This window comes from Microbacterium aerolatum, assembly GCF_007988825.1.
GTDB lineage: Bacteria > Actinomycetota > Actinomycetes > Actinomycetales > Microbacteriaceae > Microbacterium > Microbacterium aerolatum.
The window spans coordinates 351,753-364,028 of record NZ_BJUW01000001.1 but is presented as its reverse complement, the minus strand read 5'-3'; the positions used below and the strand labels follow the sequence as shown (position 1 = coordinate 364,028).

11 protein-coding genes and 1 other RNA gene are annotated in these 12,276 nt (G+C 66.2%); 3 read left to right on the top strand and 9 right to left on the bottom strand.

The features are described from left to right. Window positions 1–101: 101 nt before the first annotated feature. The 3 genes from MAE01_RS01715 to ssrA all read right to left on the bottom strand — a co-directional run bounded on the left by MAE01_RS01715 (window position 102) and on the right by ssrA (window position 3,557). Window positions 102–1,676: a hypothetical protein gene (locus MAE01_RS01715; protein WP_147037819.1), complete on the bottom strand. Its 1,575-nt coding sequence runs from the start codon at window positions 1,674–1,676 to the stop codon at window positions 102–104. A 2-nt stretch (window positions 1,677–1,678) separates the two neighbouring features. After that, window positions 1,679–3,076 (bottom strand): tyrosine-type recombinase/integrase, encoded by a 1,398-nt coding sequence (locus MAE01_RS01710; RefSeq protein ID WP_186806087.1) that lies wholly within the window; start codon window positions 3,074–3,076, stop codon window positions 1,679–1,681. 111 nt (window positions 3,077–3,187) lie between these two features. Next, window positions 3,188–3,557, bottom strand: a transfer-messenger RNA (tmRNA) gene (gene ssrA / locus MAE01_RS01705). Between the two features lie 126 nt (window positions 3,558–3,683). Here ssrA and MAE01_RS01700 point away from each other — a divergent pair. Continuing rightward, entirely contained in the window at window positions 3,684–4,343 is a 660-nt protein-coding gene (locus MAE01_RS01700; RefSeq protein ID WP_147037817.1) for an SIMPL domain-containing protein, read from the top strand. A gap of 23 nt (window positions 4,344–4,366) precedes the next feature. Here the strand turns inward: MAE01_RS01700 and hflX are convergent, their stop codons facing one another. Further along, a complete protein-coding gene (gene hflX / locus MAE01_RS01695; protein ID WP_147037816.1) occupies window positions 4,367–5,872 on the bottom strand; it encodes a GTPase HflX in 1,506 nt (501 codons plus the stop codon). 59 nt (window positions 5,873–5,931) lie between these two features. Here hflX and MAE01_RS01690 point away from each other — a divergent pair, with 59 nt between their 5' ends. Continuing rightward, window positions 5,932–6,573 (top strand): class I SAM-dependent methyltransferase, encoded by a 642-nt coding sequence (locus MAE01_RS01690; protein ID WP_147037815.1) that lies wholly within the window; start codon window positions 5,932–5,934, stop codon window positions 6,571–6,573. 34 nt (window positions 6,574–6,607) lie between these two features. On the opposite strand, the gene MAE01_RS01685 is transcribed toward MAE01_RS01690, so the two are convergent. Together MAE01_RS01685 and dapF are read right to left on the bottom strand one after the other, a co-directional pair. Next, on the bottom strand, window positions 6,608–7,990 hold the full coding sequence (locus MAE01_RS01685; RefSeq protein ID WP_147037814.1) for an LLM class flavin-dependent oxidoreductase: 1,383 nt from the start codon (window positions 7,988–7,990) through the stop codon (window positions 6,608–6,610). Window positions 7,991–8,079: 89 nt separating this feature from the next. Next, complete coding sequence (gene dapF / locus MAE01_RS01680) at window positions 8,080–8,952, bottom strand: diaminopimelate epimerase (RefSeq protein ID WP_147037813.1); 873 nt, start codon at window positions 8,950–8,952, stop codon at window positions 8,080–8,082. A 99-nt stretch (window positions 8,953–9,051) separates the two neighbouring features. Here dapF and MAE01_RS01675 point away from each other — a divergent pair, with 99 nt between their 5' ends. After that, a complete protein-coding gene (locus MAE01_RS01675) occupies window positions 9,052–9,276 on the top strand; it encodes a PLDc N-terminal domain-containing protein (RefSeq protein ID WP_147037812.1) in 225 nt (74 codons plus the stop codon). Here the strand turns inward: MAE01_RS01675 and MAE01_RS01670 are convergent. From MAE01_RS01670 to miaB, 3 genes are read right to left on the bottom strand one after another with little or no spacing between them, the layout of a single operon-like run. Continuing rightward, window positions 9,240–9,782 (bottom strand): dihydrofolate reductase family protein, encoded by a 543-nt coding sequence (locus tag MAE01_RS01670; RefSeq protein ID WP_147037811.1) that lies wholly within the window; start codon window positions 9,780–9,782, stop codon window positions 9,240–9,242. The genes MAE01_RS01675 and MAE01_RS01670 overlap by 37 nt on opposite strands. Next, on the bottom strand, window positions 9,779–10,720 hold the full coding sequence (gene miaA / locus MAE01_RS01665) for a tRNA (adenosine(37)-N6)-dimethylallyltransferase MiaA (protein ID WP_229718202.1): 942 nt from the start codon (window positions 10,718–10,720) through the stop codon (window positions 9,779–9,781). The genes MAE01_RS01670 and miaA overlap by 4 nt, the downstream gene beginning before the upstream one ends. After that, entirely contained in the window at window positions 10,713–12,263 is a 1,551-nt protein-coding gene (gene miaB / locus MAE01_RS01660; RefSeq protein ID WP_147037810.1) for a tRNA (N6-isopentenyl adenosine(37)-C2)-methylthiotransferase MiaB, read from the bottom strand. Before miaB ends, miaA begins: the two co-directional genes overlap by 8 nt. Between the last annotated feature and the right edge of the window lie 13 nt (window positions 12,264–12,276).

Here is a 12,276-nt window from a genome sequence, read left to right as displayed (position 1 = left end):
AAGTGTCATCCTCGAACCTTGACCCGTGAGGAAGGTCGTCGTGAATGTAGTCGTCGGGAGGAATAGATGGCGGGTTGCCCTCAGTGGTATCAGCGGCGCGCTCACCCATCGACTGGACCTCTCATCTCGTGGCGCAGTCCGAGGTCGACGAGCACCTCATCTGTGTGCTGGCGGGCTTCGTCTACTGCTGTGGGCGGGAACATCTGAAGGATGGTGGTCGTGGCTGCGTGGATTGCCCCCCACACCTTCTGCCACGTTGTCTTATCGGCGGCGGCGTCAGGAGCCGACACAGAATTGACGAGGATGAGCGCAGGGAGGTGCTCGGTAGTAACGATTGCGTTGGGGCATGTGAAGCAGGTACCCATTCGCGACATGGGGCAGACCTTTCCGAGAGGTGCGTGTGGAGAGTTTTCAGGGTCTCGACAGCCCGTGAGCGCGCCGCCGACGCTCTCCGGTAGCGAAGTCTCGTTGAGCTGCATCACCTGGCTGGTGGTCGGGTCGATTTGGACTATTCCGTCGCCCGTATCAACCGTTGGCCCGAGGGCACGGTCGCGCAGCTCCGAGATTGATCTCACCAACCGCTCACCCGCGTCCTGCCGGAGGGTCGGACTGTTGGTGTAGTGGTCGAAGAGCATGTCCTGGGTATGTCGTCGCTGGGTGCGGAGGTAATGGGCCGGCTCAGCGATGATCTCGGCCGCGATGGCGGACTTTCGGAAACGTCCTATATGGTGCGGCAGCGAGATCTCGCCGCGAACGTATGAACCGAACCAATCAGTCAGGCTCAGCCGCTTCCATGGAGCCGGGGTCGGCATACCTGATTCGTTCTCCAGCATCCACAGGCTGCGCTCCCGCGTCTGTCGCCGCAGGGGCTCCCCGAGCGCGATGAGGGCATCGAGGTAGCGGACCGTTGTCGCGTGCTTGCGACGAGTCCAAGTTACGTCTTCGACGATGTGTGCTCGGTTCTTGCGGAGGGTGACTGTGTAGCTGTCTGCGATCCGCCCAGAAGCAATCTGCTCGGTTGACATTCCTTCGCTTCTCGGGTCCGAGGACGTAGCAGTGATGTCGTCGAGCTTGAGAATGCGGAGGACTTCCGGGGGCTCTCCCGTACTGATGCAAAGAGCAACATGGAACGCGATGATGACGTCCGCGACCGCTCGGGTGGTCCACTCCCCGTCGGGGCGCACGAGTGACCGGACGGCGGCCTTGATCCTCCTGAGCTCATCGTCGGAATAGTCTGCACGTGGTTGGCCCCTGATATGGGCGAGCCGGGTGGGTTGTCGGACCTTGGTATATACCTCTGGGTGAAGTGACCCCGGGTGCCGGTCCTCGATATAGCGCAGGAACGCGAACATGATGACGGCATACCGGTACGGAGTGTCTGTATGCACCTCGGCTTGCATCGTCAATAGTGTGGATTCCCAGGAGACGATGTGGCGTCTGCGAAGGTCACCCAACGAATGGTTGCGGGTGTCGAACCCAATCTGCGAAGCCATATGTTTACAAAGCCGCACGATAGCGCCGCGAATGATTCCCACTGCGCTTGGGTTTACTTCCGCGATCTCAACCCAGCGCGCGGCTAGAGCATGCGCGAGTTCGGGCGTTGGGAGATCATCGGTGCGGATGAATGAATGCGCGCGCCCGTAAGGCGTGGCATATTCTGCAACGTACTCGGCCACGCTCACAGCCCCTTTACGAGGTTGATGATGCCTGATCGGAGGGCACCCGGGACCTGGTCTGTATAGCTCTCGGCATGGTACAAGTAGCCATGCGTTGTTGACAGGCTCGCGTGGCCGAGGAGACCTTGCACGACGAGAAGCGGGCTTGCGATCAGCGCGTAGGGATCGCCATTGACATCTCTTCCCTCTCGCATCAATGTGGCCAGGGTACGGACCGCGAAGGTGTGACGAAGAATGTGGGGGGTTACCGCAAGGTGCGCGGGTGGAGCGTACCTATGAGGACCGAGGCTGGCGACTCGGTGATTGGCATCGGTGAACAGCCGGTTGAATCGGTCAATGGCCGGGGCACGTCCGCCCTCGACGAGAAAGAGTGCCAGGGGGTCGATGAGGCCGTCGTCGCGGATCCAGACGGCGGTGCGGCGTAGCTCGTTGGGTAGGCGCTCGGGACGAATAGTGCGGCCGTCGATGCGGAGCGCGGTGCCGTTGGCGGTGGGAACGGGTTCGGCGATGGTGAGTGTGCCGTTCCGGCGGTGGCGGCGAAGGGTAGGTTGTGCACGCTCGACCAGGTACTCGCGCTCGCCTCGACGATAGTGGTCGATGGCGTCGGCGAGGCAGTCGATGATGTGGACGTCGCGCGGTTTGTTGCCTTTACCGACCCGTTCGAAGACGTGACTACCTCGTGCAAGGTTCGTAGGGACGTCGAGGTCGAGAAGGAAGTTGGCTTCTTCGCGGCGTAGTCCTGTGCTGGCGAGGGTGAGGCCAAATGTGTAGTCGCGTTCGGGGTACTCTGGTCGGTCATTCGGGACGGCGTCGCCGCGGAGTCCGTGGTCGAGAAAGTAGGCGAGCTGTTCCTCGGATAGAAAGCGGATCCTCTTGGTGTCCTTCTCGGAGGATTTGAGGGTGTTGCGCTGGCGGCTGCCCCATCGTGGGACTGGGTCGGTGTTGAGCCAGCCCTTGTCTCTTGCGTAGGCGAAGAAGAGAGCGATGTTGCTGACTTCGGTGTTCCAGGAGCTGCCTGCCAACATCACCTGTCGGCGCTTCTTGTACTCGTTGAGGTGCTCAGTGGTGGCGTCGGTGAGGTCGGCGTCGGGTGATGTTTCGCGAATGAAGTTCAGAAAGCCTACGAGTGCGCCGGCATGGTTGCCACGGATGTTGCGCATCGGATAGGCGCGCTGGCGGGTGGCATCAAGAAGGTAGGCGTTCACGTGCCGCAGTGTGTCGAAGCGTCCAGAACCGTCGGTCACGAACGGCGTTCCATCCGGGATTCGCTGGACGTCCAGAATCTCGCGGAGCACGGCTCCCGGGATCAGCTGCCCATCGACCTCGATGTCAGAAACACGCGCGCGGTCCACCGCCCTGACAAACAAGGCAGTGGACCGCGCGCGTGATGACTTCTTCACTAGTGACAGCGACCGTTCTCCGGGACGTCGAACCTGTCTCGGATGATACACATGGTGCGCAACGATCTGAACCTCCACCTTGACTGTGGTGATACACATGTTTGACACCATCCGTGGAGCTGGGGGGAATCGAACCCCCGTCCAACGCTGAGTACCCACGGCTTCTCCGGGCGCAGTCTGTGAAGACGTTCTGCTCGGCTCCGACCTTTGTCACAGACACCTAAGTCGACAAGCCCAGCCTGGGAAGAGTCCCGCGTGACGTCCAGACGCCGTCACACAGCAAGATTCCTAGATGACGCCAGGATCCGTATCGGAATCACATACGGTCTGACGGACTATCGGGCTCGCTTATGCAGCGAGGGCGAAGTCGTTGCGCTTTGTTTCGGCAACTATTGTTTTGCAGGGAGCGTTCACGAGATAACCCTGCATCCTCGGCCCGCTTCTCGTGGATTCACAGGCGCTGTCGAAACCGATCAGCCCCGTGGTCCTTCTTGCGAAGGGACCGCTGTCACTCTGTGGAATTACCAACTCGGATGCCGAAACACCCGAGCATCACAGGATACAACGGATCGGGAGCACACGCTATTCCTGGCGTAGAGTCGCAGCCATGAGCGATGTCACCATCACAGTCCGCGGCGAGAACGAGGTGCGCGTCGCACCCGAGCGGGCCACGATCCACGTCACCGTTCGCGCCGAAGGCCCCGCCCGGGCGACCGTCGTCGAGCAGGTCGCCGAGCGCGCCGAACCCGTGCGCACTGGCATCGCCGAACGGCAGGATGCCGGTGCCGTCATCGAATGGAACAGCAAGCGCCTCGCGGTCCGCGCCGAGCGCCCCTGGAACGACCAGGGCAGGCAGCTCGCCCCCGTCTACTACGCGAGCATCGACTTCGCGGCGACCTTCACCGAGGCATCCGAACTGTCGATCTGGGTGTCGGAGATCTCGGCGTGGGACGGCGTGGACGTCGGCTGGGTGAACTGGCATCTGACCCCGCAGACCCGCGCCGACATCGAACGCGAGGTCGCCTCCTCCGCCGTCGGGGTCGCACTGCAGCGCGCGCAGGCGTACGCGGCCGCCCTCGGGCTTGAGTTCGTGACGCCGGTCGAGATCGCCGACACCGGACTCATCTCCCGCGAGCAGGCTCCACCTCAGATGCTGAAGGCACGCGGCGCGGCCTTCGCCGCAGCGGGCTCGGCCCCGGTCATGGAGTACGAGCCAGAGGACATCGTCGTCTCAGCGACGGTCGAGGCGCGGTTCACGGCGCGCTGAGCCGCGAACGGCGGCGAGCCCGCTCAGCGCGCGAACGGCGCGAGATCCGCGGCCAGGCGCTCAGAGACGTGCGCGTGGATCTCCGTGCCGTGCTCGCCGTGCTCGGCCGACACCAGGATGCCGGTCTCGTGCACGGCCGCGACCAGGTCTCCCCTGCCGTACGGCACGAGCGCACGCACCTCGACAGCCGGCTTCGGCAGCGCGACGTCGATCGCCGCCCGCAGCTCTTCGATCCCCTCGCCGGACCGCGACGACACGAAGTGCGCGTTCGGCTCGAGGCCCTGCAGCACCAGTCGGTCGTCGTCTGCGATCAGGTCGGCCTTGTTGAAGACCACGATCTCGGGCAGGTCGCGCGCTCCGACGTCCCCCATCACATCGCGCACCGTCTGCAGCTGACCGGCGGGGTCGGGGTGCGATCCGTCGACCACGTGCAGCACGATGTCGGCGTCGCCCACCTCCTCCAGAGTGGAGCGGAAGGCTTCGACGAGCTGATGCGGCAGGTTCCGCACGAACCCGACGGTGTCGGTGAACGTGTAGACACGGCCGTCTGCCGTCTCGGAGCGGCGGACCGTGGCATCCAGCGTCGCGAACAAGGCGTTCTCGACCAGCACGCCCGCGCTCGTGAGCGCGTTGAGCAGGCTCGACTTGCCGGCGTTGGTGTACCCGGCGATCGCGACCGAGGGAATTGTGTTCCGCTTGCGCTCGGCGCGCTTGGCGTCTCGCGCCGGTGCGAAGTCGCGGATCTGCCGGCGCAGCAGCGCCATGCGCGTGCGGATTCGACGGCGATCCAACTCGATCTTCGTCTCACCGGGACCACGCGAGCCCATACCGGCGCCGCCCGCACCGACCTGGCCACCGGCCTGGCGGCTCATCGAGTCACCCCATCCGCGCAGACGCGGCAGCAGGTACTCGAGCTGCGCGAGTTCGACCTGCGCCTTGCCCTCGCGGCTCTTGGCGTGCTGGCTGAAGATGTCGAGGATGACGGTCGTCCTGTCGATCACCTTGACCTTGACGACGTCTTCCAGCGCGCGTCGCTGGCTGGGCGCGAGCTCGGCGTCTGCGATCACGGTGTCGGCACCGGTCGCGGCGACGAGGTCCTTCAGCTCCTGCGCCTTGCCTCGGCCGAGATAGGTGGCAGGGTCCGGATGCGGGCGCCGCTGCAGCACGCCGTCGAGCACGACTGCTCCGGCCGTTTCTGCGAGGGCTGCGAGCTCGCGCAGTGAGTTCTCGGCATCCGTCTGCGCGCCCTGCGGGTACACGCCCACCAGCACGACGTTCTCGAGTCGCAGCTGGCGGTACTCGACCTCTGTGACGTCTTCGAGCTCGGTGGAGAGGCCGGCGACGCGGCGCAGCGCGTGACGGTCCTCGAGATCCCACTGATCGCCGTCTCGGTCGCCGTAGGCGGCGGTCGCCGCATCCTGCAGCGCCTGCGCGGCACCGAACACTCTCGCTTCGGTGCGCTTCTCTGCGCTCGCCAGCACGCGGTCGAGGGTCTCGTCGCTGTGGGGGTCGTCTGTGGTCTTCGTCATCCTCTGCCTTCTATGTTCGGCGTATTAACCTTAACCCGCCCGTCCGGTACGCTCACCGTATGGGGTCCGATCACTATTTCTCTGCGACCCCGGCAAGTGCGGAGAACCTGCGGACCATTCGTGTGCGTCTTGCAGGCACGGACCTCGAGGTCACGACCGCTGGCGGCGTGTTCAGTCCCGACCGCCTGGATGCCGGAACCGCAGTCCTGCTCGCCAACATGCCTCCGGTGCCGCCGGGAGGTCATTTCCTCGACCTCGGCAGCGGCTGGGGGCCGATCAGCCTCACGATGGCGATGGCGTCTCCGCATGCGACGGTGTGGGCGGTGGATGTCAACGAGCGTGCGCTCGATCTCGTCCGACGCAATGCGGAAGCCTTCGGCCTCACCAATGTCAACGCCGTGCTGCCCGACGATGTTCCCGATGATGTCTCGTTCCGGACGATCCGCTCGAACCCGCCGATCCGGGTGGGCAAGAACATCCTCCACGACATGCTCGAGCGCTGGATCCCGCGACTCGATGAGCGCAGCGACGCCTGGTTGGTCGTGCAGCGCAATCTCGGCGCGGATTCGCTTCAGCGCTGGCTGGCCGCGACCTTCGCCTCCGGCTACAGCGTTCACCGCACTGCAACGGGCAAGGGATACCGCGTGATCAAGGTCCGCCGCCACGGCACGCCGCCGACGGAGCCGATCGCGCTCGCCTGACGGCCCAGGCGCCGCGCTTCGCGTGTGCCGCGCCTCAGACCCGCGCGTTGTTGCGCAGGCTGAAGCCCGCCCCGCGGTGCTCGTCCGGAAGCCGGTCTCCGCGCTCGAACAGCTTGTGGCGGAGCGTGCCGGGCGTGTACTCGGACCGATAGACGCCACGGCGCTGGAGTTCGGGCACGATGAACTCGACGATGTCCTCGAACGTTCCGGGCGTGATCGCGTAGGCGAGGTTGAAGCCGTCGACGTCGGTCTCGTCCACCCACTCCTGCAGGAAGTCGGCGACCTCTTCGGGCGAGCCGACCACGCGCGGGCCGAGGCCGCCGATGTTGCCGAGCCTGGCGATGTCGCGGACCTTCCACTCGGTGCCGTCGTCGTTCGCCTGCTGGAAGTTCGCCACGGTCGACTGGATCGCGTTGCTCTTGACGTTGCCGATCGGCTCGTCCAGGTCGTACTGCGACAGGTCGATGCCCATCCAGCCCGACATGAACACCAGCGCGCCCTCGTCGCTGGCGTACTGCAGATAGTCCTCGTATTTGGCCTGGGCCTTCTCGCTCGTCTCATCGGTGATGATCGTCAGCAGCGTGTAGATCTTCGCGGAGTGACGATCGCGGCCGGCCGCCTCGAGGGCGTCGCGGATGCGTTTGACGGTCCCTGCGAGCACCGTCTTGGTGGGCGCTGCGACGAAGATCGCCTCGGCGTTGCCCGCCGCGAACGCGATGCCCCGTGGCGACGCACCTGCCTGGTAGATCACCGGCGTGCGCTGCGGCGAAGGCTCGGAGATGTGGATGCCGGGCACGGTGAAGTGCTCGCCGTGGTGCCCGATCTCGTGCACCTTGGCCGGGTCGGTGAAGACTCCGCTCTCCCGGTCGTTGACCACGGCGTCGTCCTCCCAGCTGCCCTCCCACAGCTTGTAGGCGACCTCGAGGTACTCGTCGGCGACGTCGTAGCGCTGGTCGTGCTCGAGCTGGTCGTCGTGCCCCATGTTGCGGGCTGCGGAGGGCAGATACCCGGTGACGACGTTCCAGCCGATTCGCCCCTGGGTGAGGTGATCGAGTGTGGTCATGCGACGTGCGAACGGGTACGGATGCTCGTATGCGGTGCCCGCGGTCACACCGAAGCCGAGGTGCTCGGTGACGGCGGCCATGGCACTCACGAGCAGGATGGGGTCGCCCACCGGAACCTGGGCGCCGTGACGGATCGCGGCCTCGTTCGATGCGCCGTAGACGTCATAGGTGCCGAGGACATCGGCGATGAAGAGCCCGTCGAAGTGCCCTCGCTCTAGGAGCTGCGCGAGCTCGGTCCAGTAACCGAGCTCCTTGTATCTGGCGGACTGGTCGAGCGGATGCCGCCACATGCCGGAGGACTGGTGGGCGACGCAGTTCATGTCGAAGGCGTTGAAGCGGATCTGCTTGCTCATGCGCACCATCGTGAACCATGCCGGAGTGCGATGCCGCATCGCTTGTCATGCGACGACGCATTCGCAGGTCGCCGGGGTGCTGTGCGGGGTCAGATCAGGTCTACGGTGCCGCTGTACACCAACTGCGCCGGTCCCGAGAGAGCGACGTGCTCGCCGTCCTCGGCGGGGAACATCCGCACGCCGAGAGCGCCGCCCGGCACCTCTACCCGCCAGTTGTCCGGGGCGCGTTCGCCAGCCCAGTGGCGCACCGCGAGGGCGGTCGCGGCGACTCCGGTGCCGCAGCTGAGGGTCTCGCCCACACCGCGTTCGAAGACGCGCATCGTGACGTGGCCGATGCCGTCGCGTACGAGCGGCTCCCCCGGCACCACGAACTCCACGTTCGCGCCGTCGGGCAGGGATGGCTCGAGCTCCGGGATGTACTCCAGTTCGAGGCCGGCGAGTTCCTCGTCGGACGCGAGCGCCACCACGACGTGCGGGTTGCCGACGTCGATGCCGAGGCCGGGGCGTGCGACGTCGAGTCCGCGAGCCTTGGCGAGGGGGTCGTCACCGGAGAGCCGCCACCTGCCGAGGTCGACCTGGTAGCCGTTCGTGCTGGTGGTCACATCGCGGACGCCGGCGCGGGTGCCGATCGGGAGGGTGGTGCCCGGTTCGATCGTGGCGAGCCCGGCACGCAGCAGATAGTGCGCGAACACCCGGACGCCGTTACCGCACATCTCGGCGATCGATCCGTCGGCGTTGCGGTAGTCCATGAACCATTCGGCCGCCGGCTCCTCGGCGAGAGCGGCTGCTCCCTCGGGGATGGCCGAGGAACGGACCACTCGCAGCACCCCGTCCGCGCCGATGCCGAAGTGACGGTCGCACAGCGCCGCGACCTGCTCCGCCGAGAGGTCGAGGTCGCCGTCGGGATCGGCAATGATCACGAAGTCGTTGCCGGTGCCGTGCCCTTTGGTGAATGCGACCATGCCTCCAGTCTAGAGATCCGCGGCCGACCGGCCGATACCGCCTGATGATCTGGCGCGCGAGCCTCACACGGCAGAGGATATGGGTGAGGAGGCGGAGATATGGGCAAGAAGGACATCAGCCAGGTCGGGCCCGTCGGCAAGGCCACACTGGCTGTGATCGGCGTGGTCCAGGTCGCGTTCGCTGCTCTGGCGTTCTGGGATCTGGCTCACCGTGAGGCGGATGAGCTGCGCGGACCGAAGCCGGCTTGGATACCGGTCATTCTGGTGAACTGGATCGGACCAGCGGCTTACTTCACGTTCGGCGCCAAGCGGAGAACGCGATAGCGACCGCATAAGAAGGCGCGGTTGCGGGCGACATCGAGCAGTTCCAGATCGAGCATTCTCGGCAGCACGGGAGAACCGGCGCCCAGTGTGACCGGCGCGTACTGCAGCCATACCTCGTCGAGCAGGCCGGCGTCGGCGAACTGCCCGGCGAGGTCTCCCCCGCCGACGATCCAGAGGTCTTTTCCTCCGGCCGCCTCGGTCATGGCGGCGTGGACATCGGGCACTTCGCCGTGCGTGAGTCGCACGTCGGCGCCTGCGGGTACGCTCAACTGTCGATGGGTGAACACCCACGTCGGCTGCTCGTAGCTCCACACGCCGTTCTCGTGCTGCATCACCCACTCGTAGGTCGAAGCGCCCATCGCGAGTGCGCCGATCCCCGAGATGAACCCGGGGTACGCCATCGGCCCGTTCTCATCGATGTCCTGCTTCAGCAACCAGTCCAGGGAGTGCTCGGGGGTGGCGATGAACCCGTCCAGGCTGCTCGCCGTGTAGTAGTGGGTCGTCATCCCGCCAGGATGTCACGGGGGTCGGACAACGGCGAGACCCACTCGATGTCGGGATATCGCTTGAACCACGACACCTGCCTGCGCGCGTAACGGCGGGTCAGCGCCTGGGTGTCCGAGATCGCTTCGGCCTCCGTCATCTCCCCCGCCAGTTGCGCGAGCGCCTGCGCGTACCCGATCGCGCGGGGCGCGGTGGTGCCCTCTTCGAGGCCGCGTTCGCGGAGCGCCGCGACCTCATCGAGCATCCCCTGCTCCCACATCCGCTCGACGCGGCGGTCGAGTCGCTCGACGAGCTCGGGACGGTCGACCTGGAGTCCGAGGATGCGTGTCTTCGGATGCCACAGTGCTGGAGCATCGGGAAGAGCCGCGCCATGATTCTCGGCGCCCTGCGCGAGGACCTCGAGCGCACGGATGACGCGGCGGCCGTTCTTCGGATCGACACGCACCGCGGTGACGGGGTCTGCCTTCTCGAGCCGGGCGAACAGCGCTCCGGCGCCGAGTTCGTCGAGTTCGCGTTCCAGGCGTTCGCGCACGGCCGGATCCCGCGGCGGGAAGCGGAAGTCGAAGATCACGCTCGACACGTACAGTCCTGAGCCGCCGACGAGGATCGCGTCGCCGCCACGGGCGTGGATGTCGTCGATCGCGGCCCGCGCGAGCGGCTGGTACCAGGCGACGGCGGCGTCCTCGGTGACATCGCGGACGTCGAGCATGTGGTGCGGGATGCCGCGGCGCTCCGTCGGGGTCAGCTTCGCCGTGCCGATGTCCATGCCGCGATACAGCTGCATGGCGTCGGCGTTGACGATCTCCGCCGGATTGCCGCGCGTGCGCAACGTCTCGGCGAGGCCGAGTGCGAGGTCGCTCTTGCCGGTACCGGTGGCACCGACCACCGCCCAGAGGCGCCCGCCGGGCGCTCCCGGGGCGGACACGCCTGAGTCAGACACCGACGCGGAGCGTGGGCAGCCCGAGCGACACCGCGCGCGGAGCGCCGGATGCGCCTGCGGGAGCCGGCACGCCGCACGACTCCGCCTGCGCGCGGTCCCAGGCGTCGCCGCCGCGGGTGCGGCGGATGCGCAAGGGTGCGCCTGAGGGGTCGTCCGCGAGGAGGTGGAACGGCGCCCCGTGGGTGATCGTCACTGTCACGATGTCGCCGGGGCGCGGGAGCTCCGATCCCTCGGTGACCTCGAAGTGGACCAGACGGTTGTCCTCCGCGCGACCGGTGAGGCGGTGCGTCTCGGCATCCTTCTTGCCCTCACCGACGGAGACGAGAACCTCGACCTCGCGGCCGACCTGCTTCTGGTTCTCTTCGAGGGAGATGCGCTCCTGCAGGGCGATCAGGCGGTCGTACCGCTCCTGGACGACGACCTTGGGGACCTGGTCCTCCATGGTCGCCGCGGGCGTGCCCTCGCGGATCGAGTACTGGAAGGTGAACGCGTTCGCGAACCGCGCCTGCTCGACGACGCGCATGGTGTCTGCGAAGTCCTCCTCGGTCTCGCCGGGGAAGCCGACGATGATGTCGGTGGAGATCGCCGCATTCGGCATGCGCTCGCGGACGCGGTCCAGGATGCCGAGGAACTTCTCGCTGCGGTATGAGCGGCGCATGGCCTTGAGGATGCGGTCGCTGCCGGACTGCAGCGGCATGTGCAGCTGCGGCATCACGGACGGGGTCTCGGCCATGGCGTCGATGACGTCGTCGGTGAAGGCGGCGGGGTGCGGGCTCGTGAAGCGGATCCGCTCGAGGCCGTCGATCTGACCGGCCGCGCGCAGCAGCTTGCTGAATGCCTGACGGTCGCCGAACTCGACGCCGTAGGAGTTCACGTTCTGGCCGAGCAGGGTCACCTCGATCGCGCCGTCCTCGACGAGGAGGCGGATCTCGTTCAGGATGTCGCCGGGTCGACGGTCCTTCTCCTTGCCCCGCAGGCTCGGAACGATGCAGAAGGTGCAGGTGTTGTTGCAGCCGACGGAGATGGACACCCAGCCGCTGTGCGCGGAGTCGCGCTTGGTGGGCAGGGTCGAGGGGAACACCTCGAGCGACTCGAGGATCTCGAGCTCAGCATCGTCGTTGTGCTTGGCGCGTTCGAGGAGCCCGGGAAGGGATCCCATGTTGTGCGTGCCGAAGACGACGTCGACCCAGGGGGCCTTGTCGAGGACGGCTTCCTTGTCCATCTGTGCGAGGCAACCCCCGACGGCGATCTGCATGCCGTCCTTGCGGCGCTTGACCGAGGCCAAGTGGCCGAGCGTTCCGTAGAGCTTGCCGGCGGCGTTGTCGCGCACGGCGCAGGTGTTGATGATCACGACGTCGGCTTCAGAGCCGGCATCCGCCCGCACATATCCGGCACTCTCCAGGGAGCCGGAGAGTCGCTCGGAGTCGTGCACGTTCATCTGGCACCCGAAGGTGCGCACCTCATAGGTACGCTGGCGACCGTCGGCGTCGACAGCCGCTGGCGACGCCGTGATGATGGTCGGTTCGCTGCGCGGAGTAGTCATGGTGCTCCCATTC

Bases quoted from the DNA above. Each gene is read 5' to 3' on its own strand.
- MAE01_RS01685 (WP_147037814.1), bottom strand. From the start codon at position 7,990: ATGAGCAAGCAGATCCGCTTCAACGCCTTCGACATGAACTGCGTCGCC.
- hflX (WP_147037816.1), bottom strand. From the start codon at position 5,872: ATGACGAAGACCACAGACGACCCCCACAGCGACGAGACCCTCGACCGC.
- miaB (WP_147037810.1), bottom strand. From the start codon at position 12,263: ATGACTACTCCGCGCAGCGAACCGACCATCATCACGGCGTCGCCAGCG.
- MAE01_RS01670 (WP_147037811.1), bottom strand. From the start codon at position 9,782: ATGACGACCCACTACTACACGGCGAGCAGCCTGGACGGGTTCATCGCC.
- MAE01_RS01690 (WP_147037815.1), top strand. From the start codon at position 5,932: ATGGGGTCCGATCACTATTTCTCTGCGACCCCGGCAAGTGCGGAGAAC.
- MAE01_RS01675 (WP_147037812.1), top strand. From the start codon at position 9,052: ATGGGCAAGAAGGACATCAGCCAGGTCGGGCCCGTCGGCAAGGCCACA.
- dapF (WP_147037813.1), bottom strand. From the start codon at position 8,952: ATGGTCGCATTCACCAAAGGGCACGGCACCGGCAACGACTTCGTGATC.
- MAE01_RS01700 (WP_147037817.1), top strand. From the start codon at position 3,684: ATGAGCGATGTCACCATCACAGTCCGCGGCGAGAACGAGGTGCGCGTC.